Here is a 25,357-nt window from a genome sequence, read left to right on the forward strand (position 1 = left end):
GGGGCGGGTTCGAAGGCCGTGGCGCGGCTAGTGGGCGGCGGCGTTCTCGACCGGCCGCTGGGCCGACGCCGAGGCCTCGCGCTCCCCGGCCGTCGGCGACAGCGCGACGAACGCCGAGGTGAGGAAGAGGTAGGACCCGAGGCCGACGGCGAGGGGGAAGATGAACTGCATCGCCGTGGCCCCGGGCAGGACCGTCGCAGAAGGGGTGACCTCCACGCTCACCGCCCACATCGCGGTGTAGTGCATGCTGCTCACCGCTCCGCCCATGACGAGGGAGGCGACGGTGACCGCGACGGGCGACCTGATGTTGAGTGCCGCCCAGAGGGCGGCGGTCGCCGCGACCACGGCGATCACGACGGACAGAGCGACGAGCGCCGGATCGTAGGTGACGTCGCCGTGCAGCCGTACGGCCGCCATGCCCAGGTAGTGCATGCTCGCGACGCCGAGGCCGGTGGTCAGCCCGCCGAGCAGGAGCGCCCGGGCACGGTCGCGGCCGTAGCCGACGGCGAAGACGCCGGCGCAGACCACGAGCATGGCGACCAGGAGGCTCAGGACGGTCAGTGGCACGTCGTAGCGGATCTCGGTGCCGCTGACGCCGAAGCCGAGCATCGCCACGAAGTGCATGGTCCAGATGCCGGTGCCGATGGCCGACGCCGCGGTGACGAGCCAGTTGCGGCGGGCCCTGCCGGTGGTGGCGAGCGCGCGGACCGTGCAGCGCAGTCCGAGGGCGGCGCCGATGCAGGCCATGGCGTACGACAGCGCGGGGGTCAGCCAGCCGAAGGTGGCGTGGTCCAGGTGTCCCATGGCCCCGGGACGCTAGTGGGGGCACGGGAGGACGGAGGGGGCGCATTTCGAAAGCTGCTGGAATGTGGCGCATATATGCACGGGAGCGATCGCGTCCCGTCCGAACATGCGCGTCACCTCGTCCGCCGTTCCGGTGAGGGATCATGCGGAGCATGAGCGACGACCGCACACACGTCCAGGAGTTCTTCACGGCACGGGCGGCCCACTGGGACGCCCGCTTCCCCGACGACGGGCCCGCCTATGCCGCAGCGGTCGCCGAGCTCCGTCTGCGCGAGGGCGACCGGGTGCTCGACGCGGGGTGCGGCACGGGACGGGCGCTGCCGCCGCTGCGCGCCGCCGTGGGGGCCTCGGGAGTGGTGCTCGGGGCCGATCTGACGGCCGCGATGCTGGCGGCCGCCGTACGGGCCGGGCGGGGCCGTGACGGGTGGTTGGTGTGCGCCGACGCCGGCCGCCTGCCGCTGCGGACGGCGTCGCTGGACGCGGTGTTCGCCGCAGGGCTCGTCGCACATCTCCCGAGCCCGGCGGAGGGTCTGCGGGAGCTGGCCAGGGTGGTCGGGCCGGGCGGCACTCTGGCGCTGTTCCACCCCATCGGCCGGGCGGCGCTCGCCGCGCGGCAGGGACGGCACCTCACCCCGGAGGACCTGCGCGCCGAGGCGAACCTGAGGCCGCTGCTGGCGGGTTCGGGCTGGCGCATGACGTCCTACGCCGACGAGGACGACCGCTTCCTGGCGCTCGCCGCGCGAGTGGGCTGAGCACCGCTCTCGCCCGGGGTATCGCGCCGCGCAGGGTCCCGAATGCGCCGTTCGCCGCGCTTCACCCCGCCCTCCCCCTTCTGTGGCCGCGGGTCCGTCTCTACGTTGAGTAGGACGAGACGAGCTGTGATACTGACGCGGGGGTAGGTAGCCCATATGTTCGGCAGCATGCGCAAGTCCTTCGGCAGATTCCTCGACTCGCTGCGCGCGGAGACCACCGCGCAGGAGACAAAACGCACACACAACCTGTTCGAGGCGGCGGCCGTCTACATCGCGGCGTGCGCCGAGGACGACCAGGACCAGATCGACGAGGCCACGACCTGGGTGTCGCCCGAGGCCCTGTCCTTCGGGGTGAGCGAGCTTGCGTGCCGGGCGGTGATCGCCCTGGCGCGGGAGCGCGACGAGTCGCCGCAGACGGTCGCGCGGTCACTTCTGGGGCTGCCCGCCGCCTGAACGAGTGAGGGTCTCCGGTCGTTTCGCCCCTGTCCACCCGGATACCTGCAGCTCGCCCCGGATATCCGCAGCTCCGCACGGGGTTCCCGCTCGTGACAAGGGCCCGCCGGGCGCATTAGGGTGCGCCGACGGACGAGCGAGAGCGATGGGAGGCCGGCATGGCCGGGACGGACGAGGACGCCGTCACCGCCGGGGACGACGATGCGCTGTATGTGCTGACGGCGGTACTGCTCACGCCCGCGAACTTCCCCAGTGTGCTGGGGGACGACTACCCGGAGGCCTGCGCGGCCCTGGGCCTCGCGCCGCTCGCGGACGGCTACGGGATCGTCCTGGGCCAGGACGGCGAGGGGGCGAGGTGGACGGTGGCGGTCGACGACGTGTCACTGGTCGCCGTGGCCATCGCGTCGTGGGACTGCGGTATGGAGTACGACCTGTCGCCCGACGAGGACTCCGTCGTGGCGGCCCTGCCGGGCTGGCCCCTCGCGGTCGCCGTGGCGGCCCCGGGGGTGCCCGCTCCGCACGACCCCGATCCCGAGGTGTCGGACCGGCCTCCGCTGAGTCCGCCGGACACCGGCGTCTGGGGTCCCGCCCAGCGGCGGCTGGGCGCCGACGAGATCGCTCTGCAGTGGGCCATGTGGCGGGAGCAGATCGACGACTCCGCGTTCGCCGGGCAGGACGGATCGGGCCGTCCGGCGACCGGCGACACGGCGGAAACCGGGCCGGGTGCGGGCCAGGACGACGGCGCTCCCCGCACGGGCATCCGCCGTGTGCTCGCGGAGGCGCGGGCCTACGTGGAGTCCCCTCCCCCTCTCGGGCGGGTCCGCTCCTCGTTCGCGCCGGGCGACGCCCGGACGCTTCGTGCCGACGGTCCCGGCTGGTCGATGGTGGCCAGAACCGACGACATCGCCTTCGTCCTTCTCGACGAGGAACCCGGCGAGGTGCTGCCGGTGGGCAGGGGCCCGGAACTGCCCGGTCTCCTGGAGTCCCTCGACAAGATCGCCGTACGCCCGAACTGATCTCGTGTGCCGCACCGGCCCGCCGACGCGGGCCGGTGCCACCTCAGCGGCCGAGCTCCTTGCGCCCCGTGCGGCGCAGCCGGCGCCGCTGCGAGGGGTCCAGCGCCAGATACGCGGCCGTGGGGATCCCCAGGACTATCAGGAGATTGGCCCAGAAGGGGAACGGCAGCAGGATCAGCAGGACGATCCCGATTGCCGCACCCCCTGCGACGATCTTCGTGCTCTTCGACATCTCCGTCGCCTCCTTCGCGGCCACTGCCGCTCTCTGTCCTGAAAACGGGATCGGACTCCCCGCGGTTCCGGACCACGACCCTGACGCGTCCCTGAGTCGAACCCCCGTACAACCCTGAGATGCCCTTCCCGCCGGGCGGGAAAAGTGACCCACGTCACTCAGCAACACGCCGGGCGGCGGTTTGAGGTGAGGTAACCTCGGCGATTCCGACTAGAGTAGTCAAATTTGAGGAGTCCGGTATCCCAGTGCCGACGAACCCCGTGGCAACCCTCCCCGAAGTCCTCGAACTGGCCCGCTGCCACGCCGTCTTCGTGCCCGCGGACCTCGCCCGCGTCGGACGCGTCGCCTTCTGGCGACCGGACGGCTCGGCACCGCCCCCGGTCGCCCACGGCTGCGACGGGGAGCTGACACTCGTCCGGTCTGATGACGGCGTCGGCGTCCGACGGTTCACGGTCCCCGTCGTGTCGCTCCCGGTGCACGCCGCGCTTCCGGTGCTCACGCGCGCGCGTGCCCGCACCGGCGCCCACCGCTCGACGGCCTTCTGGGGCGCCGCGGCACTGCTGGCCCTTCGGTTCGCCGCGCGCGGTCTGCTGCTGCCCGGCGTCACCACGGACGGACAGGACGCCTGGCGGGCGGGACCGCTGCGAGCGGAGGACCTGGACCGAGTCAGGGAGCTGGCCGCAGCTATGCCTCCCGAGGCGCACGCGCTGCCGGTGGACGACGGTGAGCCACTGCGGCTGCCCGAGCCGGAGCGGCTGCTGCGCGCGTTCCTCGACGCCGTCGTGGACTCACTGCCCCGCTCCCCCGCCGCGAGCGTCGCGGCGGGCGGCCCGGCCTTCGCCGCCCGCGATCCGCAGGCCGTTCCGGAACAGCGCTCCTGGGCCGCCGACGTTGCCGCCGGACACGACGCCGGGGTCCGCGTCTCCCTGCGCGTCGAGATTCCCGGGCTCGCCTCGCTCCCCGACGACGACCCGGCCGGGACGAAGCCCACGTTCCGTGTCGTTCCCCAGCTGCACAGTGTGAGCGACCCCGCGCTCGTCGCGGACGCCTCCGCGGTGTGGGCCGACGCGGCCGCCTTCGGCCCGCGCGCGCGGACGGACGCCCTGCTGGCTCTGCGCCGCGCCGCACGCGTCTGGGCCCCGCTCGGCCCGCTGCTGTCGGCAGCCGTGCCGGACGCCGTGGAACTCGCCGACGAGGAGGTCACCGAACTGCTGGGCGAGGGTGCCCGTCTGCTCGCGACAGCCGGTGTCGAGGTGCACTGGCCCAGGGAGCCGGCCCGTGGGCTGACCGCCCGCGCGGTCGTCGGTCCCCCGGACGACGACGAGCAGGGCCCCGGCGGAACGACGTCGGCCACCCCGTCGTACCTGTCGGCCGACGCGCTGCTCGCCTTCGACTGGCGGTTCGCGCTGGGCGATCAGCGGCTCACCCGGCAGGAGCTCGACCAGCTCGCGGAGGCGATCCGCCCGCTGGTGCGACTGCGCGACAAGTGGGTCCTGGTGGATCCGGAGGAGATCCGCCACGCCCGTGCGCAGCAGGACCGCAAGGTGTCGCCCGTCGACGCGCTCAGCGCCGCTCTGACGGGTACGACGCAGGTGGACGGCCGGGTGGTCGACGTGCTGCCCACCGGATGGCTGGCGACGCTGCGGGAACGGCTGTCGGACCCCGAAGGGCAGGAACCCGTCGGCCAGCCTCCCGCGCTCGCCGCGACGTTGCGCGACTACCAGCTGCGCGGACTCGGCTGGCTGGCCCGGATGACCTCCCTGGGGCTCGGCGGCTGTCTCGCCGACGACATGGGGCTCGGCAAGACGATCACTCTCATCGCCCTGCATCTGCACCGGCAGTCGGACACCTCGACCGCGGGCCCCACCCTCGTCGTCTGTCCGGCGTCCCTGATGGGCAACTGGCAGCGGGAGATCGAGAAATTCGCACCGGGCGTTCCCGTGCGCCGCTTCCACGGATCCGGACGCGGTCTGGACGGGCTCGCCGACGCGGAGTTCGTCCTGACCACGTACGGCACGATGCGGCTCGACGCACCCCGGCTCGCCCACGTGCCCTGGGGTCTGGTCGTGGCGGACGAGGCGCAGCACGTGAAGAACCCCTACTCGGCCACGGCGCGGGAACTGCGCACCATCGGCGCACGCGCGCGTGTGGCGCTCACCGGCACCCCGGTGGAGAACAATCTGTCGGAACTGTGGGCGATCCTCGACTGGACCACCCCGGGTCTCCTGGGACGCCTCGGCACCTTCCGCTCCCGGTACGCACACGCCGTGGAGAACGGCCGGGACCCCGCCGCCGCGGAGCGGCTCTCCCGGCTCGTACGGCCGTTCCTGCTGCGCCGCCGCAAGTCCGACCCGGGGATCGCGCCTGAGCTCCCGCCGAAGACCGAGACCGACCACGCCGTGTCGCTCACCAGGGAACAGGTGGGGCTGTACGAGGCGTTGGTGCGCGAGACCATGGCGGAGATCGCCGCGGCCGACGGCATGGAGCGGCGGGGACTGATCGTGAAGCTGCTGACCGGGCTCAAACAGATCTGCAACCACCCCGCCCAGTTCCTCAAGGAGGACAGTCCGCGGATCCCGGGCAGATCGGGGAAGTTGGAACTGCTGGACGAACTGCTGGACACCATCCTGTCCGAGGGCGCGAGCGTGCTGGTCTTCACGCAGTACGTCCGGATGGCTCGGCTGCTGGAACGCCATCTGGCGGCGCGCGGGGTGACCACGCGCTTCCTGCACGGGGGGACACCGGTGCCCGAGCGCGAGGCGATGGTGGACGGCTTCCAGGCGGGCGAGGTGCCCGTCTTCCTGCTGTCGCTGAAGGCGGCCGGCACGGGTCTGAACCTGACACGGGCCGAGCATGTCGTGCACTACGACCGCTGGTGGAACCCGGCCGTCGAGGCGCAGGCCACGGACCGGGCGTACCGCATCGGACAGACACGGCCGGTGCAGGTGCACCGGTTGATCACGGAGGGCACGATCGAGGACCGCATCGCGGACATGCTGCTGCGCAAGCGGGAGTTGGCCGACACGGTGCTCGGCGCGGGCGACACGGCACTGACCGAGCTGTCCGACGCCGAGCTGGCCGATCTGGTGGAGCTGCGAGGGGGCGCGGGATGACGGAACACGCGGGACATGACCAGGAGCGCACGTTCGCCGCACTGGCTCCCGTACGCGGCGGGGGCTTCGCGCGGACGTGGTGGGGCCGGGCCTGGTTGCGGGCGCTCGAGGACGCGGCGCTGGACGGGCAGCAGGTGAAGGCGGGGCGCAGGCTGGCGCGTGCGGGAGCCGTGGGCGCGGTGTCGGTGCGCCCCGGGCGCGTCACGGCGGTCGTCCAGGACCGCGACGGCACCGGCCACCGTGCCGACGTCCTGCTCCAGGAGCTGTCCGGGGATCAGTGGGACCGTTTTCTGGACATGGCGGTCGAGCGGGCCGGGCACGTCGCCGCCCTGCTCGACCGTGAGATGCCGCCGCATCTGGTCGAGGACGCCGCGACGGCCGGGGTCGAACTGCTGCCCGGGCTCGGTGATCTGGAGGCCGAGTGCGACTGCGGTGCCTGGGACCACTGCGGACACACCGCGGCGCTCTGCTACCAGGTGGCCCGCCTGCTGGATCAGGACCCGTTCGTCCTGCTGCTGATGCGCGGCCGCGCCGAACGCGCCCTGCTGGATGACCTCCACGTGCGGGGAACCGCTTCCGCGGCGGGTGCCGAGGATGCGCCGAGCGGTCCCGGGACGATCCTCGGGGAAGACCACCGGGGCGGCGTGGACGCCGCGGAGGCGTTCGCGGCGGGAGATCTCCTGCCGCCGCTCCCCGAGCCGCCCGAGCTGCCCACGGAGCCCGGCCTGCCGCCCTCCCTGGACACCGAGGCCGGGCCGGCGCCGGGACTCGACCCGGTGGCACTCGAGTTCCTGGCGGCGCAGACGGCCCGGGAGGCACATCGGCTGCTGTCCGAGGCTCTCCACCCCGGTCACGGGCAGCAGCCGCTCGACGACGAGTCGCCGTTCCGCCAGGACGTGGTGCGGCTGGCCGCCGGTGCCCCGGGGGCGGGCATCGGGGCGCGACTGGCCGAGGGGTCGGGACGCGGCCGGGAGGGGCTGGCGCTCGCCGTCCGTGCCTGGCGGTACGGCGGGGCGGCCGGTCTCGCCGCACTGGACGAGGAGTGGCATGTACCGGCGGAGTCACTCGCACGCGCGCGTGCCGCTCTGGAGGCGGCGTGGGACGAGGGCGAGCGGCCTCCACTGAGGGCCGCGCACAACCGTTGGACCGTCGTGGATGGGTCGGCGCAGCTGCGCCTCGGACGGGACGGCCGCTGGTGGCCGTACCGCAAGGAGCGCGGCCGGTGGGCGCCGGCGGGCCCGGCGGCCCATGATCCGGCGACGGCACTGGCCTCGGTCGCCGGTGAGCCCGACAGCTGACGTCTCCCGAGAGCGCGCCCGTCAGCCGGTGCGGCCGACCGGGTCCGGGAACAGCGAGTCCAGGTCGCTGGGCAACCCGGTCGGGAATCCGGAGGGCAGATCGCTCGGGAACCCACTGGGCAGTTCGCTGGGGAAACCCGAGGGCAGCGTCGGAAGGCCGCTGGGCAGTCCGGACGGGAGGCTCAGCGACGGGGTCGGCGAAGAACTCGCGCCTCCACCGGGCCCGCCCGACCGCCTGTCGTCCGGCGATCCCTCACCCCCGGAGGCCACCAGCACCACGGCGAGGACGGCACCCAGGGTGAGGACCACGGCCAGCGCGATGAGCACCAGCCTGCGACGCCCGTAGGGAGGGGGCCCACCGGGCGGATCGGGTGGCTGGCAGCCCCCGCCCTGACCCGGGGGCTGCCAGCCACCACCTCCCCCGGTCGGATCGCCCGGCGGCGGACCGAAGCTCCCTGACGGGGGCCCGAAACCGCCGCCGGGCGACGGCGGTGTGCCGTCCGGCGGTCGGGGCGGCTGGGACGGTGGCGGCGGCATGCCCATACCGTCCAGAGTCGCCGCGAAACAGCCAGGACGCGAGCCCTGCACGGGAGTTGACAGGACTCATGCCGTGGATCGCATGATTCCGGAGAATTCCCGCGCAGAGAACGACCGAAAGGGGCCCCACGCGCGCGTGATCAGCCGCGCGCACCCAGCAGGTGGTCCATCGCCAGCTGGTCGAGCTGCTCGAAGGCCATGCCGCGAGCGGCGGCGGCCTCGGCGTCGAACTCCTCGAACGCCGTCCGGTCCGCGAGCAGGGCCTGCAGTCCGTCGACGGCCGTGGGCTGGGCCAGCTGGTCCAGCCGCGCGGCACGCAGCGCCTCCTGGACCGCCGGGTCCGCGCGGAAGGCGGCCGCACGCTCCTTGAGGATGAGGTAGTTGCGCATGCAGCCCGCGGCCGACGCCCACACACCGTCGAGGTCCTCGGTGCGCGGCGGCTTGAAGTCGAAGTGCTTCGGCCCCGCGTAACCGGCGCTCTCCAGCAGGTCGACCAGCCAGAACGCGGAGCGCAGGTCGCCCGCGCCGAAGCGGAGGTCCTGGTCGTACTTGATGCCGGACTGGCCGTTGAGGTCGATGTGGAAGAGCTTGCCCGCCCAGAGGGCCTGCGCGATGCCGTGCGGGAAGTTCAGCCCGGCCATCTGCTCGTGACCGACCTCGGGGTTCACGCCGTAGAGCTCCGGGCGCTCCAGGCGCTCGATGAAGGCCAGCGCGTGGCCGACGGTGGGGAGCAGGATGTCGCCGCGCGGCTCGTTCGGCTTGGGCTCGATCGCGAACTTCAGGTCGTAGCCCTGGGAGGTGACGTACTCGCCGAGGAGGTCGAAGGCCTCCTTCATGCGGTCGAGCGCGTCCCGGACGTCCTTGGCGGCGCCGGACTCGGCACCCTCGCGGCCGCCCCAGGCGACGTAGATCTTGGCGCCGAGCTCGACCGCCAGGTCGATGTTGCGGATCGTCTTGCGCAGCGCGTAGCGGCGGACGTCGCGATCGTTGGCGGTGAACGCGCCGTCCTTGAAGACGGGGTGCGTGAAGAGGTTGGTGGTGGCCATGGGCACGGTCATGCCGGTCGTGTCCAGGGCGGCGCGGAAGCGCTTGATGTGCTCCTCGCGCTCGCTGTCGGAGGACCCGAAGGGGATCAGGTCGTCGTCGTGGAAGGTCACACCGTAGGCGCCGAGCTCCGCCAGACGCTGCACCGTCTCGACCGGGTCGAGGGCGCGCCGGGTGGCGTCGCCGAACGGGTCCCTTCCCTGCCAGCCGACGGTCCACAGGCCGAAGGTGAACCTGTCGTCGGGGGTGGGTTGGTAGTTCATGCCGCGGCTCCTTGTGCTCCGACTATTTCGTCATGGCGATTTACAAATTAGTATGCGGACGCGTCTCTGGGAAGACAAGATGTCGCCGGACGGAGACGTCAGCCGCGTCAGCGGCCGTCGCGAGCCGCGTGAGAAGGAGAGCCCGATGTCAGCTGCCGAGGGTCCGCTTGTCGTCGGTGTGGACTCGTCCACACAGTCCACCAAGGTCCTGGTCGTCGACGCGTCGACCGGCCGGGTCGTGGCGAGCGGGCAGGCATCGCACACCGTGTCCTCCGGGGCCGGCCGGGAGAGTGACCCCCGGCAGTGGTGGGACGCGCTGTGCGAGGCGCTGCACCAGTGCGGGGAGGCGGCACGCGAGGCCGCCGCGGTGTCGATCGGCGGCCAGCAGCACGGCCTCGTCACCCTCGACTCCCGGGGCGAGCCGGTGCGGCCTGCGCTGCTGTGGAACGACGTGCGCTCGGCGCCGCAGGCGGCCCGCCTGGTCGAGGAACTGGGCGGCGCGAAGGCCTGGGCGGAGCGCGCAGGCAGTGTGCCGGGCCCGTCCTTCACCGTGACGAAGTGGGCCTGGCTGGCCGAGCACGAGCCCGAGGCGGTCCGCGCGACCGCCGCCGTGCGTCTGCCGCACGACTACCTCACCGAGCGCCTCACCGGCCAGGGCACGACCGATCGCGGCGACGCCTCCGGGACGGGCTGGTGGGCGTCGGCGACGGAGGCGTACGACGCCGAGGTGCTCGCCCATGTGGGGCTGGACCCGGCGCTGCTGCCCCGGGTGGTCCGTCCGGGCGAGGTCGCCGGGACCGTACGGGACGCCCAGGAGCTGCCGTTCGCCAAGGGGACCCTGGTGGCCGCCGGCACGGGTGACAACGCGGCCGCGGCGCTGGGGCTCGGGCTGCGCCCCGGCACCCCGGTGCTGAGCCTGGGCACCTCCGGCACGGTGTACGCCGTCTCCAGGCACCGCCCCGCCGATCCGACGGGCACGGTCGCGGGCTTCGCCGACGCGCACGGCGACTGGCTGCCGCTGGCCTGCACCCTGAACTGCACCCAGGCCGTCGACCGGGTCGCCGCCCTGCTGGGCCTCGACCGCGAGTCCGTGGAGCCCGGCAGGGAGGTCACCCTCCTCCCCTACCTGGACGGCGAGCGCACCCCGGCCCTGCCGCACGCCTCGGGCCTGCTGCACGGGCTGCGCCACGACACGACAGGCGGACAGCTGCTGCAGGCCGCGTACGACGGCGCCGTGCACTCGCTGCTCGGCGCCCTGGACCTGGTGCTCGACTCCGACGCGGACACCTCCGCACCGCTGCTGCTCATCGGCGGGGGCGCGCGGGGCACCGCCTGGCAGCAGACCGTGCGCCGCCTCTCGGGACGGGCCGTGCAGGTCCCCGAGGCCAAGGAACTGGTCGCGCTGGGCGCCGCCGCGCAGGCCGCCGGGCTGCTCACCGGCGAGGACCCCGCCGCGGTGGCCCGCCGCTGGGACACCACCCGGGGGCCGGTACTGGAGGCCGTGGAGCGGGACGAGGAGACGCTCGCCAGGATCTCCCGGGTGCTGTCCGACGCGGCACCGCTGCTGGAACGCGGACCGGAGAGCGACTGACCGCACTGCCTCCGACCGGTCAGCGGTCGACCGGGCTGCCACCGACCGGGCAGAGACCGACCGGGCAGAGACCGACCGGGCTGCCACCGACTGGCCGACGAGGGGCTGTCCCGTTGCAGCGAGGGCTGTCACGAAGCGGCGGGCGCCGTCCCGTAGCGGCGAGGGGGTCTCCCGAGTGGGAAAATCCGATTCCGGCATGATCTACAGAGCACGGACAGGAAAACGCACAGGGACACCCGCGGGAACATCGGCGGGGACACCCACCGGGACGCATCGACGGGAGCCGAGGGAGGCATGACCGCACCACTGCACGAGACCCACGCCGGCGGCTCCGGCCGCCGCCTGCCCGACAACCAGCAGGGCATGCGGCGCCGCAACCTCTCCCGGGTCATGCACACCGTCAACGCCGAGGGGCCGCTGTCCCGGGCCGGCGTCGCCTCGCACATCGGCCTGACCCGGGCCGCCGTGTCGACGCTGGTGGACGAGCTGATCCGTTCCGGGCTCCTGGAGGAGTTGGGCCCCGAGCGTCCGGGCCGGGTGGGACGGCCCGGCTCGGCGCTGGCCCTCAGCGGGCGCGGCCCCGCCGGTATCGGCGCGGAGATCGGCGTCGATCATCTCGCGGTCTGCGCCGTGGACCTACGGGGCGAGGTGCGGGCTCGGGCGGAGCGGCACGGCACCAACCGCGGCCGGGCGCCGGAGCCGGTCATCGAGGAATTGACCCAGCTCGTCCGACAGGTGGTCGCCGAGGCGGAGGGCGAGGGACTGTGGCCCGCGGGGCTCGCGGTCGCCGTGCCCGGGCTGGTGGCGAGCGACACCCGTACGGTGGTCCGCGCCCCGAACCTCGACTGGCACGACACGGACGTGGGCGCCCTGTTGCCCGACGATCTGCCGGTGACCGTGGACAACGAGGCCAACTTCGGCGGTCTCGCGGAGCTCTGGCTCGGGGACGGCACACCGTCCGACTTCCTGCACGTCTCCGCGGAGATCGGCATCGGTGGCGCGGTCGTCGTGGACGGTCGGCTGCTCCGTGGGACACGTGGATTCGCGGGCGAGTTGGGGCATGTTCCCGTGCGGCCCGAAGGCCCCGACTGCGCGTGCGGTGGCCGCGGCTGCCTGGAGCAGTACGCCGGTGAGGAGGCCGTGCTCCGGGCGGCCGGACTGGAACCGGGCGAACACCAGGTCGAGTTCCTCGCCGAGCGGGCCGCCGCCGGCGACAAGCATGTGCACCGGGCCCTGCGCGGCGCAGGCACCGCGCTCGGGGTGGCACTGACCGGCGCGGTGAATCTGCTGGACCCAAGGACCGTGGTGCTGGGCGGCGCTCTGGCCGCCCTCGCGCCCTGGTTGTTGCCCTCGCTGGAGCGGGAGTTGGCGCGGCGGACGGCCGGTCCGGCGTGCTCCGTGACCGTGTCCCGGCTGGGTTCCGACGGACCCCTGCTGGGCGCGGCGCACTCGGTGGTGCGTGGGGTGCTGGACGATCCGGCGACAGTCGGGGTGCGGCCGTAGCGCTGAGGACAAGCGGTCGAGGGCTGTGCCCGGCCAGCGCGTCGGCACAGTCCTCGACCGGCCTCCGTGAGCGCGTGTTCCCTCTGCCGGGTGACGGAGTTTTCCACAACTCGCCGGTTTTCCACCGTTATCCACATGCTCGGACGGCCCGGTCCACGATCGCCGTACCGTGATCCACGTGAGGCGCAGCCATTCGACCTGCGGCTGCGTCTTCGAGTACTGACGCCTCTTGGCGTACTGCTGCGTCTCGGCGTACTGCTGCGTCTTCGATCACGGATGCGACGACCAGCACAGGACCACCCACCCACCCACCGGCAGGAAAGGCAGAGTCACATGGAGCGAGCCAGGCCGCTGCCGAGCAGGCGGCTGCTGCTGCAGGGCACCGCCCTCGCCGCGATCCCCTACGCGTTGCTCCCGAGCCCCCGGGCCGACGCCGAGTCTCCGCCCCTCGACCACACCCCCGCCCGGTGGGAGCCCGCGAGCACGGCCAACTACACCGCGGCCGACCGGCCGGCCGGACAACCCATCGACCTGGTGATCATCCACGTCACGCAGACCACCTACAAGAACGCCCTGCCCGTCTTCTGGAACCCGGCGAAGCAGGTCTCCGCGCACTATCTCCTCCGGTCGGGCGACGGACTGGTCGCCCAGTGCGTCAGAGAACACGACATCGCCTGGCACGCGGGCAACTGGGACTACAACGCGCGGAGCATAGGCATCGAGCACGAGGGCTGGATCGACCGGCCCGAGTACTTCACCGCCGCCATGTACGAGCAGTCCGCGGCGCTCACCGCGGAGATCTGCGACAGGCACGGCATCCCGAAGGACCGCGCCCATATCATCGGCCACCACGAGGTGCCGGGCACCGACCACACCGATCCGGGGCCGCACTGGGACTGGGACCGCTACATACGTCTGGTCGGCGCCGCCTGACGCTGTCGGAGCGCGCGGCTTGTCGGGGTGCGGGTCGGGCGGTGACGATGGGTTCCAGCCACGAGCGCATGTCCAGGAGGCCGAGTTGACCGATCCATGGGTGGCTCTGGAGCCGGGAGCCGACCCCGTCGAGCGGGTGCGGGTGCTGCGGCGCGCGCACGAGGTGTTCACACAGCGGGGCACGGTGGCACGACCGGTGCGTTCCGTCGTCGCGGACTCGTGGCGGCGTTCGGCGAAGGCGGGTGTCGGACCGGAGGGCACCGCTCCGGTGGAACTGACGGACGGCGACCTCGGTTCCTACCGCGCGGAACATCCGCTGGCCAGGGTGATGCCGTTGGTCCGCGAGTTGCTGGGCACGTTCGCGTCCGACGGCGAGCATCTGCTGGCCGTGTGCGACGCGCAGGGCAGGCTGCTGTGGGTGGAGGGAGACGCGGCGACCAGACGGCGGGCCGACCGGATGAACTTCGTACCGGGTGCGCGATGGGCGGAGTCCGCGGTCGGGACGAACGCTCCGGGCACCGCGGTCGCCGTGGACCGGCCCGTTCAGGTGTTCGCCGCCGAGCACTTCATATGGCGGGTGCAGCCATGGACGTGTGCGGCGGCTCCGGTGCACGATCCACGCACCGGGCGGGTGCTCGGCGCGGTCGACATCACCGGCGGCGACGGCCTGGCGCATCCGCACAGTCTCGGCTTCGTCCAGGCGGTCGCCCGTGCCGCCGAGTCCCAGCTCGCCCTGCTCGCGCCGCCCGGCGCTGCGGCGGACACGCTCGAACTGACCGCTCTGGGCCGCGACGAGGCCCAACTCCTCGTCCGGGGACGGAAGATCAGGCTCAGCCGTCGACACAGCGAGATCCTGGTGCTGCTCGCCCGCCACCCGGAGGGGCTGTCCGGCGACGAGTTGCTCTGCGCGCTGTACGAGGACGAGTCGGTGACGCCGGTGACGCTGCGGGCCGAACTGGCGCGGCTGCGCCGTCTCCTCGGGTCGGGGTTGCTGGGGTCACGGCCGTATCGGCTGACCGTGCCCGTCGAGTCCGATGTGTCGGTGGTGGAACGGCGGTTGGAGACGGGCGCGGTGACAGCGGCGGCGTCGGCGTACGCGGGGCCGCTGCTGCCGGGCTCGCAGGCGCCGGCCGTCGTACGGCTGCGGCGCAGACTCGCGGACGGGCTGCGCACGGCGCTGATAGCCGGGCACGACCCCGACCTGCTGGCGGACTGGGCGCACGCCCCCTGGGGCGAGGACGATCTGGAGGTGTGGCGGGCACTGGCGGCCGTACGACCCGCTCCGGCCGTACGGTCCCGGCTGCGCGAGTTGGAGTCGGAACTGTCGGCACCACCGGGCTGGGGAGACCGTCGGGCTCGGCGAACGTAGGGCTGCGACGTAGGGGGCGGTTCGGTCGTTCGAGGGCGGCGGCGCTCCTCGAAGCGCAACGTCGATGCAACATCGCGGTTCCTAGCCTCTTCGCGAGAGCCGCCCAACGGCGGGTGGCGCTTCTCGGGAGGCAGGTATTCATGACCCGTTTCGCAGCGCCCGGTACGGAAGGCGCGGTCGTCTCCTTCGAGGCGCGTTACGACCATTTCATCGGCGGTGAGTACGTGCCGCCGGCGCGCGGGCAGTACTTCGAGAACCCGAGTCCGGTGAACGGGCTGCCGTTCACGGAGATCGCGCGCGGGACGAGCGAGGACGTGGAGCGGGCGTTGGACGCGGCGCACGCGGCCGCGCCCGGCTGGGGGCGCACGTCCGTGACCGAGCGTTCGGACGTGCTGCGGAGGATCGCCGACCGGATGGAGGCGAATCTGGAGCAGTTGGCGGTGGCGGAGAGCTGGGAGAACGGCAAGCCGGTGCGGGAGACGCTGGCCGCGGACATCCCGCTCGCCATCGACCACTTCCGGTACTTCGCGGGGGCGATCCGCGCGCAGGAGGGTTCGCTGGCGGAGCTCGACGACGACACGGTGGCGTACCACTTCCACGAGCCGCTGGGTGTGGTCGCCCAGATCATCCCGTGGAACTTCCCGATCCTCATGGCGACCTGGAAGCTGGCGCCGGCGCTGGCGGCGGGCAACGCGGTCGTGCTCAAACCGGCCGAGCAGACCCCGGCGTCCATCCACGTCTGGATGAGCCTGGTGGCGGATCTGCTGCCGCCCGGCGTGGTGAACATCGTCAACGGGTTCGGGGTGGAGGCGGGCAAGCCGCTGGCGTCCAGTTCGCGAGTGGCGAAGGTGGCGTTCACGGGCGAGACGACGACGGGGCGTCTGATCATGCAGTACGCCTCGGAGAACATCACGCCGGTGACCCTCGAACTAGGCGGGAAGTCCCCGAACATCTTCTTCGACGACGTCTGGTCGGCGAACGACGACTTCCGCGACAAGGCCCTCGAAGGCTTCACGATGTTCGCGCTCAACCAGGGCGAGGTGTGCACCTGTCCGTCGCGGGCGCTGGTGCAGCGGGGCAACTACGCCGAGTTCATGGAGGCGGCCGTCGCCCGCACCGAGCAGATCAAGACCGGGCATCCGCTGGACACCGACACCATGATCGGCGCCCAGGCCTCCAACGACCAGTTGGAGAAGATCCTCTCCTATCTGGACATCGGTCGGCAGGAGGGCGCGAAGGTCCTGACCGGTGGGGAACGCATCGAGCACGACGGCGAGTTGAAGGGCGGGTACTACGTCCAGCCGACGATCTTCGAGGGTGACAACCGTATGCGGATCTTCCAGGAGGAGATCTTCGGTCCGGTCGTCTCCGTGACCTCGTTCAACGACTTCGACGACGCGATCAAGATCGCCAACGACACGTTGTACGGTCTGGGCGCGGGCGTCTGGACGCGCGACACCAACACCGCGTATCGCGCGGGCCGTTCCATCCAGGCGGGCCGCGTCTGGACGAACTGCTACCACGCCTACCCGGCACACGCCGCGTTCGGCGGTTACAAGGGTTCCGGCATCGGCCGCGAGACCCACAAGATGATGCTGGACCACTACCAGCAGACCAAGAATCTTCTGGTGTCGTATTCACCGAAGAAGCTGGGCTTCTTCTAGGCACAGGAAAAGGGCGCCTGACCTGGTCAAACATCAGTCAGGCGCCCTCCGGGGCCAAGACTTGGCCCCTGAGACGATATGCACCTCTACTCCCAATATCTTGCGCAGCTATCCCATGTCTGACCAGCTGTTCCGGGATATATCCGGGCCAGTTCCCGCCTACACGCCTTCACGACCGCTGTCCGGTGCCTCCCATTGCTTCATCGACTCCTCGATCAGCCGGTTGGCGTGATCCCGTGCTTCGGCCAGGAACTTTGCGTAGTAGCGGAAGAGGACCTGGATGCTCTGCCCGGCTCGGCGTGCGCACTCTGCGGGGTCAACACCTGATGCCAGCCAGAACGAGATGCCGGCATGACGCAGGTCGTAGGGGCGCTTGACAAGTTCGAGGGCGTGCTCCTCGAGCGTGAGGGGGGCCTCGCGTGCGCGCCTCCACGTGATGCCGTACGCAGCGAAATCGACGTAGTTCCCGGCTGCGTTCTGGAACACTCTTCCGTCGGCTGCGACACCGAAGCACTGGATGTGCTCGCGCAGCATGCTAACAAGTACCGGTACCGGCCCGACTGTCGTGCGGGCGACGTTGCCCACCCACTCATCCCCGTGCTCGACGCACTCAGGCAGACCCTGAGGCCGCTGCTCCCACTGCTCGCGAAGGCCGGCATGCCGATCACGCAGCCAGGCGCGATCGTCCTCCGACAGCGACGTGGCCGCCTCGATCCGCTCTGCCACTCGGACGAACGGGTCCAGCCGGTCACGTGGCAGATCCGGCACGGGCAATCGGTGCAGCTGCTTCAGCAGCATGACGACATCCATGGCGCTGCCGACCTCGTGCGCCGGAATCTCACCCCAGAATGTCACGGGGTGGCCGCCGGCCTCGACGGGCAGCTCCGCTGTGAGCACGCGAACTCGATCAAAAGTCGTGTCTCCGGAGCAGTGCAGTTCGCCACGCGACGTCACCGGGGCCTCGGACGTGTTCTCCCTGGGGTCAGTCCTTGTGTTCGCGGCCACCGGCGGAGGCCCGTTCGACGCCGAGAGTCCTTACATGACGTGCTTCCAGATCATCCACGAGCCACCATGTCTGGACGGAGTCCGCGAACCGCTGCGAAGCATCGTCGCGCGCTGTCTGGAAAAGGATCCGGCTGCCCGGCCCGGGCGCTGTCCGAGGTGCATCACATGCTCCGTACGGTGCCCCGTACCACAGTACGGGCCCTGCTCCGGGAGGGATGCACGCCCACACCCCTCCGCCGGTTCCGGCACCTTCGGCTGCCCCGGGGCGCGGCTCTCGCCGAGGTGTTGAGGTGAGCGGGTCGCGTACAAGGTCGTGACCGCCGACCTCCACCGCGTTCTTGGCGTACGGCAAACCGGCGAGCAGGCCCCGGCGGCATATCCCCCGTAGACCACTTTCCATCCCCCAGCAGCGGCCCGGCCTCCTCCTCCCCCTCCGGAGGCCGGGCCGCTGCCATGCGCCGAAGGCCCAAGTCGGCTGTCACTACGCAGGCGGGACAACCGGGCAACGCCTTCGAGACGCGGCGTCAGTTCACGGTCATCGACCACGCGCCGCGCGAGAGGGTGAGGGTGCCGTCCGGGTCGACCTGGGCCTGCGCCCCGTAGACCGGCAACGCGCCTTCGCGGTTGAGCCGGTGCCGTATCCGTTCCAGCTCGTCCCACAGGCGCCTCGGGCCGCTCTGATGGACTGTGGGCGAGTCGAGGAACCCGGATGCTGTGGCGCGAGCCCATGACCCGTCCGGGTGGAGCAGCCACACCGTGCGGGTGTCGCTGTCCTGGGCGTGCCGGTAGTCGATGCCGGGGAGGGTGAGCGCGAGCATCGACATGACGTCCCAGGCATCCGGGGGGGTACAGCAGCGGGTACCGGCTGGTGGAGGTCACCTCTCCCTCCCCCTTCATCGCTCCCCTCCAGACGTCGTCCGCCGGGTGCTCGTAGTCGTCGCCTTGCCGGGTGGGCATGAACCCGGCACGGTCCCACTCGATACGCCCCACGGCGCCGCCGTCCTCGGTCTTGTCCGCGGTAAGGATCAGGCCCGTGCCGGCGAGCGTCGTCACGAACCGCCCGCCCCTCCGGAGCGCCTGGAGCCAGGACACCGGCACGCGCCGCACGGACACCGTGGCCACGATCCGGTCGTACTCGCCGGGCAGCGGCCCAGTGATGTCGCAGACCTCGACGCGCGGGCGCTCGCCCATCAGACTCAGGCGGTCCTGGGCGATGTTCACCAGCCACTCGTCGACGTCGACGCTCGTGACGTGGTCGCTGCCGAGCCGGGCGCAGGCGAGAGCGGTCCCGTAGCCGGTGCCCGTGGTGACCAGGATCTGATTGTCGTCGGCGATCATCGCGTGCCGGTACATCCGGACGACGAGGCTGGGCAGCGTCGATGAGGACGTGGGCGTGCCGTCGCTGATGATGCCGATGCCTTCGATGCTGGCGGTGTCGGCGTGACAGGTGTCGACGCGGGTGACGAGTGTCGTGTCCGTGTAGACGTTCTCCAGCCAGGCGTCGGGGTTGCTCTGGCCGTCCCGCAGGATCCAGACGTCGCCGTCCGCTTCCCACCACCGAGGGACGTACGTGTGTCGCGGCACGGTGGCCACGGCGGAGTGCCAGCGCGATTCCGGCCGTACGACCTCGCGCGCCAGGCGCTGGGCATGCGCTAGCCATTCCATCGCTTGCGGCCTTCCTTTCCTCAGTCGTACGCAGGGTCGCAGGCCTCGTGTTCTCCGGGTCGCAGTCGTTGGAGTCGGCCGGCGTACAGTCCGACGAGGCGGTCCGTCGCGGGATGCTCGCCGCGGTGTCCGCCCATCGCTGCCCGCCGAACACCTCAGCGAGTCCATCGGTCTTCGCGTTTCCCGTCTGGAGGAACCGGCCCCAGTGCGAGGGAAGCCGTGGGCCGAAGCCCGTCGTGCTCCCCGCACCCGCGGGGGTGGTCCCGCGTCTCCGATCCCGGCGGTGCCGACCTTGACGTGCTCCCCGTACCCGCGGGGATGGCCCCCAGCCCGAAGTGTGGAAGCACCTCTGCGTCCGTGCGACCCGCATCCGCGGGAGTGGTCCCGACTTCGGCTGACCGCCTCCAGAACGCCAGGATCCTCCGAGCGCTCACGGTTCACTGCAGGCCGAGTGGCCCGGCGAGTGCGGGCACGAGCTTGTCGGGTGACGTCAGTACCTGCAGCGGTATGTGATCCGCGCCCGCATCGAGGTACTGTTTCGCCCTCGCCGCGATGGCATCGGCGATGCCGTGGGCCACGACTGCGTCCACGAGGCGGTTACTGCCAGGCTTGGCGAGGTCTTCGTCGCTGAACCCCATCCGTTTCCAGTTGGCGAGGGCGTTCTTCAGGCCGAGGTACATCTCGAGCGTCTGGCGACCGATGGCGCGCGCCTCCTCGGTGTCGCCGGCCAACACCACCTTGTGCTCCGGTGCGAGGAACACTTCGGGCCCGATGATGGGGCCGGGCTGTCGCACACGGCAAAGGCGGGCAGGAGGCGTCCGTTCGGTAGAGGCCGTCCACCACCCTGGAGATGCCCTGCCTTCCTGTGCTGATGCATGTCCTGAGAACTACAGTCATCGCAGGTGGCAGGGCATCTCCAGGGTGGATCCAGGCTCAGTGGGCCATCACTGGCTCGCCCTCGGACGGCTCCAGAGCCCGATTCGGAATCAGGAGCGCCGCGATCACCGCACCGACCACGAAGAACCCGGAGCCCCACGCGAAGGTGGCCGTGTAGCCCTCCGATCCCGGCCTGCGCCGCGGCCGGCGCGCTGGCCCTGTGCGAAGTCAGGTAGTCGGTCGTGGCCGTCGAGGCAACGGAGGTCAGTAGCGCCGTACTGATCGAGCCGCCCACCTGCTGACCGGTGTTGATCAGCGCTGAGGTGACGCCCGTGTCATCGCGGTGCAGGCCTGAGGTCGTCCCCTGGAAGGCCGCGGTCATCACCCCGCCGGGGCCGGGACCCAGCAGGATCACGCCGGGCATGATGTGGGCAGCGTAGGTGCTGTCCAACTCGACGCGGAGAGCGAGAACCTGCGCATCACCCGCAAGACCCTCCTCGCCCTCCCGCCGCCCTCACCCGCCAGCGGCCCGGACCGCCCCGACATCCCGGACCACCCCGCCTACCAGCAGATCCTCACCGCCCTGGCAGACGCAGGCCGACCGGTGCGCGCCCGCGACCTCTGCCAGGCACTCGACCTGCCGATCCTCCCGAAGCACACCGAAGGCATCCGCTCCACACTGAAACGCCTGCTCAGCCGGGGCATCCTCATCGAAGCCGAACCCGGCTCGTTCGCCCGCCCCGACGCCTGAGAGCCGCCCACCCGCGCCCAGCGATCCTTCCCCAACCTCAACCACGAAACGGACAAGAGATCACGTTCCGCACTCTCAGGCCGAGGACTCCGGTGTGGCGTCATGTTCTGCTCCGGAGCGCTCAGTGGTTCGGAGCACCCGCCAGTTCGCGCAGGCGAGTATTGTTCTCCAGCGCCCACCGCACGGTCCGCGGTGGGTGCCCGAGCAGGGTTTCCAGTTGGTCGGAGAGGACGTCGTACCGCCCGCTGGCGATCAGCCTGGTCTGGATCCTCAGGTGCGCCGCCACGTGCCGGGCCGCACCCGGATCGCCCAGGGCCTCCTGCAGGAGGGTCTCGTCAAGGAAGGCCTCGTTCCAGGCCTCCACTTCCTCAGGGATATAGGTGACCTGGCGTCCCAGCACGGCTGCGTAGTCCTCAGCGAACCCGTACATGTCCTTCAGCTCCGGGCCGGTGAGCGCGTAGGACTTCGAGATGTGCGGTGCGGGGTCGACCAGCACCTTCACGCACACCTCTGCCACGTCATGAACGGCGATGGGCGCGAGCCGCTGCTTGCCGAAGGGCAGGCGCAGTTCACCGTTGCTCAGCGGGCCCTGTTGCATCCAGGTCAGATGGGGGTTCTCGGCGAACAGGGTCGGACGCACGTTGACGGTCGGCAGGCCGGACCAGTCCAGCACCCGCTCGCAGACCCAGTGCGCCCGCTGCTGCGGCGACCAGTCCGTGACCAGTCCGCCGAGCCAAGAATGCCGCTCCTCATCCGGTGCGGTCATCTTCTCGAGCGTCATGTACGACTGCTCGTAGTTGGACAGGTGCACGAAGGCCTCGATGTCGCCCTGGGCTCGCGCCGCCGCGGCCATCACGGTGAGGGCATCGACGTAGTACGGCTGCGGGGTCATGCTGAAGTAGATGCGCTTGACACCCTTCAGCGCGGCGGCCGCGTCCGCGAGTTTGAGCAGGTCGCCGACGAAGACCTCGGCCCCGGCCTCGCGCAGCGACTGCGCGCGTTCGTCGTCCCGTCGCACGAACGCGCGCACCGGGTGGCCCTGTTCGAGCAGCATGTCGATCATCAGCCTGCTCACGCCGCCGACTTGGCCGCCGGCGCCGGTGATCAGAATGGGATTGCGTTCCGTCATTGTTGTGTCCTTCATCTAGTGGGGGGGTGGGTCGGCCGTTCAGGAAGCCGAGGATGTGGAGTCGCCGAAGCGGGCGAGGACGTCGAGGAGGGTGGCGTTGACCTCGGCGCGATGCTCCTGCTGCCTGCTCGCTGGGCATGACTGAAAGCCGTCTGGAAACTGATTGGGCGAGGTGTAGTCGGAGGACGGGGGCGCCGTCGACGACGGAGTGTCGTGGCCGGGCACCGTCGTCCCGGCGGCGGCTCGGCTTCGTAGCCACGACCTGCCGCACGGTGAACGGGCGGCTTCGCACGCGCGGAGCCGCCCGTTCGGCATTGAGGGTTCAGGTGCGGGCGGGCGTCGTCTGCAGGAACAGCTCCAGCAGTGCCAGCAGCGTCTCGGGAGCGTCCTCGGTCGGGAAGTGGCCGGCGCCCGGGATCTCGACCACGGGTGCGTCGGGGTAGCTGAGCCGGAACGAGGGGATCACGTACTCGGGCAGCAGTGCGGTGTCGCGCATCCCGACGGCCAGCATTGCCGGCACGGCGCGCAGTGCGGCGATGGCTTCCATGGGCGGCGGGCCGGGCGGGGGGCCCTGCGGGCCCTCCAGGACCTGCCGGGGGAAAGCGATGACACCGCGGGACTCGGCGGGGGTGGGGAAGGGGCTGGAGTAGGCGCGGATCCAGGTCGGCGTGGCGATCTCCGGCCGGGCGACATGCTGCAGGTCGATCATCAGCTGGGCGATGGTGTGACCCGCGTTTCCGAGGATCTGCTCGAACGAACCGTCCGCGAGCGCCGAGTGGGCCCATTGGAACCACCGGCTCTCGGCGCCGTTGGCCTTCATCAGATCCTCGATGCCCTCGGCGAGAGGCAGCACGGTGTTCACCGCGAAGATCCGGGAGATCCGGCCGGGATTACGCAATGCGAACCCGGTGCCGATGGGGCCGCCCCAGTCACGGACCACCAGGGTGATGTCCGTGAGGTCGAGCGTGTCGACGAGCAGCGATTCGAGATTGAGGATGTGTTCGCTCGCGTCGTACGTGCGGTCCGGCGGGGTCTCGCTCTTGCCGAAGCCCATGTGGTCGGGAACTACCACCCGATGGTGACGTGACAGCGGCCCGATCAGGTGGCGCCACTCGTAGCCCCACGTGGGCTCACCGTGCAGCATGACGATCGTCTGACCGGGCTGTTCGGGGCCCTCGTCGACGTAGTGCTGGCGGAATCCGGCCGCCTCGTTGAAGCGGGCGGGATACGGCCACGTGCCGTCGAACGTCTCGTCAGCAGCAATCACGGGACATCGCGCCTTCCGGTGCGGGGCTGTACGTACTGACCGCGGTCATGAGGTCCTCCGAAGTATTTGGTTCTGAAGCAGCTGGTGAGCTCAGGACCGTTGTGGACTGAACAGTAAGAAACCTAGGCGGTTCTGTACTGGGTTGTCAAGAAGGGTGGGTCGGCTTTGCCTTCGATGTATGGCCAGACCAAGCACGGCGTGCCGCTGCAGGCGATGACCTGCTACTTCGCCCGGCTGGGGCAGGGTCCGCGTAGTCCGCACGGCGGTGGCCGAGCGTGTGCGAGCGGCGCAGCGCAACGGCGACATCGACCCCGACGCAGACCCCGACGACCTCGCCTACCTCCTGCTGGCCATCATCCGCGGGAGCGATGTCGTAGGCGCATACGGCTACACCAGGCTCGTCGACCGCGGCTGCTACGACGCGTGAGCAAGCAGCTCGAGTGCACCCCGATGTACCGGATAACAGCCCGTTCTCCGGTACATGACCCTCCCGGCCATCCCCGCGACCTGCACCCGAGCATTCGTTCGATGAAGTTTCGGGCCCAGTCGTTCTCCCGCTCGCATGCGAGGAACTCCACTCACGCTGCTGCGGCGGCGATATCCAGACTTTTCATCCGCGTACTCTTGGCCCTCGTCTTGGCGAGCAGCCGGCCGGCGATCGGCAGCCGGCCGAGGCGGATCATCACGGACCGAAGCAGCAACTCGGCGCGGTTGCCCGGGGTGAGGAAACCGCGCTGGCTCACACCGCTGTCGAGGTGGTAGTCGATGAACGGGCGCAGGTGGTCCTCCCAGTCCTGCAGCGCTCGTGGCACGTCGTGCGGGTGGCGTTCCAGCATGGTGCCGAGCAGGTCCGCCCCGGCCAGGCCGGCGGATGCCCCCATGCCGGAGTAAAGGGTCAGGCACCACGCGGCGTCGCCGACGAGCACGACTCGGCCGCGGTACCAGTGGTCGAGGTGCACCTGCTCGGTGGAGTCGAACAGGTGGTCCGGGGCCTTCTCGAACTGGTCGAGCAGCCAACCGAGCGTGGAGCCGGTGGGCTCGGCGCCGTAGGCGGCGCGCAGCGAGTCGATGGCCGGCCGGGTGAACTCGGCGTCCACGTCGTCGGTGCGGTAGGAGAACAGCACCGACGGCGGACGGTCGGCGAACGGGAACACCCACACCGATCGGCCCGCCTCGGCCATGGTCAGCCCGTCCTGTGGGCGGTAGCCGGGTACCGGCTCGGGCAGGCTGTACACGGCGATCATGTAGTTCAGTCGACGGATCGGGCTCGGCTCGGGCTCGAACGCAAGCCGGCGCACCGTCGAGCGCAGTCCGTCCGCCCCGACCACCAGGTCGAACCGTTCGACGCTCGTCGTCTCCGTCGTCAGGTCGCGGATCTCGACATCCACCCCGTCGAGGTACTGGTCCAGCGCGATCGGCACGGTCGAGTACCGGATCTCGACCTCGTCGGGCAGGGCGGTGAAGGCCGCGTCTTCGATGTCGCCCCGCACCGTCAGTCGAGACCCGGGGAACACATCGGCGTAGCCCACACCGCGGCGGCGCCGGCCCGTGCGGTCGACGTCGTAGCTCACGCTTTCCGGAGCGACGCGATTCGACACCGCATCGGCGAAGCCCAGCCGTTCGGCGGCGGCGAGCCCGGCCCCGAACAGGGCGAGGAAGTATCCGCCGCGGCGCCGCTCGGGGGCCTTCTCCAGCACCACCACGTCCCAGCCCGCGCGATGCAGTCGCAGCGCGGAGGTGATCCCGCTTATCCCGAGGCCGACCACCAGGGCCCGCTGTCGCGATGCCGTGTTCTTGTCCATGGGATTGCGCTCCGACATTGTCGTGTCCTTCATCTTGTGGGGGGGGCGGCCGTTCAGGAAGCCGAGGATGTGAATCGTCGAGGCGGGCGAGGACGTCGAGGGGTGTGGCGTTGACCGCGGCGGGACGCTCCTGCTGCCTGCTCGCTGGGCATGGCTGAAAACCGTCCGGAAACTGATCGGTTTCCAGACGAGAAAGCAGGTCGCTTTCCTCACCGATGGAGGTGAGGCGAGTGGGTGACGGGCTGGGATCTCAGGGCTTCGAGATCATCCTGTGGCCGCTTTGGGGTTTC

At 71.0% G+C, this 25,357-nt stretch carries 21 protein-coding genes and 2 pseudogenes; 12 read left to right on the forward strand and 11 right to left on the reverse strand.

Annotation, left to right across the window (positions count from 1 at the left end):
* Positions 1-27 precede the first annotated feature (27 nt).
* Positions 28-804, reverse strand: a complete 777-nt coding sequence (locus HW837_RS41910; protein WP_045560306.1) for an MHYT domain-containing protein — start codon at positions 802-804, stop codon at positions 28-30.
* A gap of 152 nt (positions 805-956) precedes the next feature.
* On the opposite strand from HW837_RS41910, the gene HW837_RS41915 reads away from it, so the two are divergent.
* The 3 genes from HW837_RS41915 (at position 957) to HW837_RS41925 (ending at position 3,025) form a co-directional block, all read left to right on the forward strand.
* Complete coding sequence (locus tag HW837_RS41915; RefSeq protein WP_045560305.1) at positions 957-1,556, forward strand: class I SAM-dependent methyltransferase; 600 nt, start codon at positions 957-959, stop codon at positions 1,554-1,556.
* Positions 1,557-1,712: 156 nt separating this feature from the next.
* Positions 1,713-2,009, forward strand: a complete 297-nt coding sequence (locus tag HW837_RS41920) for a hypothetical protein (RefSeq protein WP_045560304.1) — start codon at positions 1,713-1,715, stop codon at positions 2,007-2,009.
* A gap of 158 nt (positions 2,010-2,167) precedes the next feature.
* On the forward strand, positions 2,168-3,025 hold the full coding sequence (locus HW837_RS41925; protein WP_045560303.1) for a hypothetical protein: 858 nt from the start codon (positions 2,168-2,170) through the stop codon (positions 3,023-3,025).
* 43 nt (positions 3,026-3,068) lie between these two features.
* Here HW837_RS41925 and HW837_RS41930 read toward each other — a convergent pair whose 3' ends face one another.
* On the reverse strand, positions 3,069-3,281 hold the full coding sequence (locus tag HW837_RS41930) for a hypothetical protein (RefSeq protein WP_078853702.1): 213 nt from the start codon (positions 3,279-3,281) through the stop codon (positions 3,069-3,071).
* Between the two features lie 221 nt (positions 3,282-3,502).
* Here HW837_RS41930 and HW837_RS41935 point away from each other — a divergent pair, with 221 nt between their 5' ends.
* Positions 3,503-6,370, forward strand: coding sequence for a DEAD/DEAH box helicase (locus HW837_RS41935; protein ID WP_045560302.1), 2,868 nt, complete (start codon positions 3,503-3,505; stop codon positions 6,368-6,370).
* Positions 6,367-7,668 carry an SWIM zinc finger family protein gene (locus HW837_RS41940; protein ID WP_045560301.1) on the forward strand — a complete coding sequence of 434 codons (1,302 nt, stop codon included), beginning with the start codon at positions 6,367-6,369 and terminating at the stop codon, positions 7,666-7,668. Before HW837_RS41935 ends, HW837_RS41940 begins: the two co-directional genes overlap by 4 nt.
* A 21-nt stretch (positions 7,669-7,689) precedes the next feature.
* On the opposite strand, the gene HW837_RS41945 is transcribed toward HW837_RS41940, so the two are convergent.
* Together HW837_RS41945 and xylA are read right to left on the reverse strand one after the other, a co-directional pair.
* A complete protein-coding gene (locus HW837_RS41945; RefSeq protein ID WP_045560300.1) occupies positions 7,690-7,995 on the reverse strand; it encodes a hypothetical protein in 306 nt (101 codons plus the stop codon).
* A 350-nt stretch (positions 7,996-8,345) separates the two neighbouring features.
* The gene (gene xylA / locus HW837_RS41950; protein WP_045560299.1) at positions 8,346-9,512 is read right to left on the reverse strand and encodes a xylose isomerase; all 1,167 of its coding nucleotides are present in this window, start codon (positions 9,510-9,512) and stop codon (positions 8,346-8,348) included.
* A 145-nt stretch (positions 9,513-9,657) separates the two neighbouring features.
* Between xylA and xylB the strand changes: the two genes are divergently transcribed.
* The 5 genes from xylB to adh all read left to right on the forward strand — a co-directional run bounded on the left by xylB (position 9,658) and on the right by adh (position 16,572).
* Positions 9,658-11,103, forward strand: coding sequence for a xylulokinase (xylB, locus tag HW837_RS41955; protein WP_193381818.1), 1,446 nt, complete (start codon positions 9,658-9,660; stop codon positions 11,101-11,103).
* Positions 11,104-11,397: 294 nt separating this feature from the next.
* Complete coding sequence (locus HW837_RS41960) at positions 11,398-12,606, forward strand: ROK family transcriptional regulator (protein WP_193381819.1); 1,209 nt, start codon at positions 11,398-11,400, stop codon at positions 12,604-12,606.
* A gap of 333 nt (positions 12,607-12,939) precedes the next feature.
* Positions 12,940-13,539: an N-acetylmuramoyl-L-alanine amidase gene (locus HW837_RS41965; RefSeq protein WP_193381820.1), complete on the forward strand. Its 600-nt coding sequence runs from the start codon at positions 12,940-12,942 to the stop codon at positions 13,537-13,539.
* An 85-nt stretch (positions 13,540-13,624) separates the two neighbouring features.
* The gene (locus tag HW837_RS41970) at positions 13,625-14,908 is read left to right on the forward strand and encodes a GAF domain-containing protein (RefSeq protein WP_045560295.1); all 1,284 of its coding nucleotides are present in this window, start codon (positions 13,625-13,627) and stop codon (positions 14,906-14,908) included.
* A gap of 140 nt (positions 14,909-15,048) precedes the next feature.
* Positions 15,049-16,572 (forward strand): aldehyde dehydrogenase, encoded by a 1,524-nt coding sequence (gene adh, locus HW837_RS41975; protein ID WP_045560294.1) that lies wholly within the window; start codon positions 15,049-15,051, stop codon positions 16,570-16,572.
* A gap of 159 nt (positions 16,573-16,731) precedes the next feature.
* Here adh and HW837_RS49295 read toward each other — a convergent pair whose 3' ends face one another.
* The 4 genes and pseudogenes from HW837_RS49295 to HW837_RS41990 form a co-directional block, all read right to left on the reverse strand.
* Entirely contained in the window at positions 16,732-17,469 is a 738-nt protein-coding gene (locus HW837_RS49295; protein WP_313895659.1) for a phosphotransferase, read from the reverse strand.
* A 632-nt stretch (positions 17,470-18,101) separates the two neighbouring features.
* Positions 18,102-18,401, reverse strand: a complete 300-nt coding sequence (locus tag HW837_RS50160; RefSeq protein ID WP_313895662.1) for a hypothetical protein — start codon at positions 18,399-18,401, stop codon at positions 18,102-18,104.
* Positions 18,402-18,633: 232 nt separating this feature from the next.
* Positions 18,634-19,410 (reverse strand): annotated as a pseudogene (locus tag HW837_RS50165) (protein-L-isoaspartate O-methyltransferase family protein); the annotation flags it as partial.
* Between the two features lie 269 nt (positions 19,411-19,679).
* Positions 19,680-20,003 carry an LLM class oxidoreductase gene (locus HW837_RS41990; protein WP_196790105.1) on the reverse strand — a complete coding sequence of 108 codons (324 nt, stop codon included), beginning with the start codon at positions 20,001-20,003 and terminating at the stop codon, positions 19,680-19,682.
* A 542-nt stretch (positions 20,004-20,545) separates the two neighbouring features.
* On the opposite strand from HW837_RS41990, the gene HW837_RS41995 reads away from it, so the two are divergent.
* Positions 20,546-20,869, forward strand: coding sequence for a hypothetical protein (locus tag HW837_RS41995; RefSeq protein WP_177262174.1), 324 nt, complete (start codon positions 20,546-20,548; stop codon positions 20,867-20,869).
* Positions 20,870-20,990: 121 nt separating this feature from the next.
* Here HW837_RS41995 and HW837_RS42000 read toward each other — a convergent pair whose 3' ends face one another.
* Positions 20,991-21,998 (reverse strand): NAD(P)H-binding protein, encoded by a 1,008-nt coding sequence (locus HW837_RS42000; protein WP_177262175.1) that lies wholly within the window; start codon positions 21,996-21,998, stop codon positions 20,991-20,993.
* Positions 21,999-22,320: 322 nt separating this feature from the next.
* The gene (locus tag HW837_RS42005) at positions 22,321-23,265 is read right to left on the reverse strand and encodes an alpha/beta fold hydrolase (RefSeq protein WP_045560291.1); all 945 of its coding nucleotides are present in this window, start codon (positions 23,263-23,265) and stop codon (positions 22,321-22,323) included.
* A 250-nt stretch (positions 23,266-23,515) separates the two neighbouring features.
* Here HW837_RS42005 and HW837_RS42010 point away from each other — a divergent pair.
* Positions 23,516-23,656: pseudogene (locus tag HW837_RS42010) on the forward strand (TetR/AcrR family transcriptional regulator); the annotation flags it as partial.
* Positions 23,657-23,843: 187 nt separating this feature from the next.
* On the opposite strand, the gene HW837_RS42015 reads toward HW837_RS42010, so the two are convergent.
* Positions 23,844-25,085 (reverse strand): FAD-dependent monooxygenase, encoded by a 1,242-nt coding sequence (locus HW837_RS42015; protein ID WP_234442682.1) that lies wholly within the window; start codon positions 25,083-25,085, stop codon positions 23,844-23,846.
* Positions 25,086-25,357: the final 272 nt, after the last annotated feature.

The sequence above is a fragment of the Streptomyces caniscabiei genome (genome assembly GCF_014930365.1).
GTDB lineage: Bacteria > Actinomycetota > Actinomycetes > Streptomycetales > Streptomycetaceae > Streptomyces > Streptomyces caniscabiei.

What these genes read in the sequence shown, in the direction of transcription:
- adh (WP_045560294.1), top strand. Translation starts at nt 15,049, where the DNA reads ATGACCCGTTTCGCAGCGCCCGGTACGGAAGGCGCGGTCGTCTCCTTC.
- HW837_RS41925 (WP_045560303.1), top strand. Translation starts at nt 2,168, where the DNA reads ATGGCCGGGACGGACGAGGACGCCGTCACCGCCGGGGACGACGATGCG.
- HW837_RS42000 (WP_177262175.1), bottom strand. Translation starts at nt 21,998, where the DNA reads ATGACGGAACGCAATCCCATTCTGATCACCGGCGCCGGCGGCCAAGTC.
- HW837_RS41940 (WP_045560301.1), top strand. Translation starts at nt 6,367, where the DNA reads ATGACGGAACACGCGGGACATGACCAGGAGCGCACGTTCGCCGCACTG.
- HW837_RS50160 (WP_313895662.1), bottom strand. Translation starts at nt 18,401, where the DNA reads ATGTCGATGCTCGCGCTCACCCTCCCCGGCATCGACTACCGGCACGCC.
- HW837_RS41965 (WP_193381820.1), top strand. Translation starts at nt 12,940, where the DNA reads ATGGAGCGAGCCAGGCCGCTGCCGAGCAGGCGGCTGCTGCTGCAGGGC.
- HW837_RS42015 (WP_234442682.1), bottom strand. Translation starts at nt 25,085, where the DNA reads ATGTCGGAGCGCAATCCCATGGACAAGAACACGGCATCGCGACAGCGG.
- xylA (WP_045560299.1), bottom strand. Translation starts at nt 9,512, where the DNA reads ATGAACTACCAACCCACCCCCGACGACAGGTTCACCTTCGGCCTGTGG.
- xylB (WP_193381818.1), top strand. Translation starts at nt 9,658, where the DNA reads ATGTCAGCTGCCGAGGGTCCGCTTGTCGTCGGTGTGGACTCGTCCACA.
- HW837_RS41910 (WP_045560306.1), bottom strand. Translation starts at nt 804, where the DNA reads ATGGGACACCTGGACCACGCCACCTTCGGCTGGCTGACCCCCGCGCTG.
- HW837_RS41915 (WP_045560305.1), top strand. Translation starts at nt 957, where the DNA reads ATGAGCGACGACCGCACACACGTCCAGGAGTTCTTCACGGCACGGGCG.
- HW837_RS41920 (WP_045560304.1), top strand. Translation starts at nt 1,713, where the DNA reads ATGTTCGGCAGCATGCGCAAGTCCTTCGGCAGATTCCTCGACTCGCTG.
- HW837_RS41960 (WP_193381819.1), top strand. Translation starts at nt 11,398, where the DNA reads ATGACCGCACCACTGCACGAGACCCACGCCGGCGGCTCCGGCCGCCGC.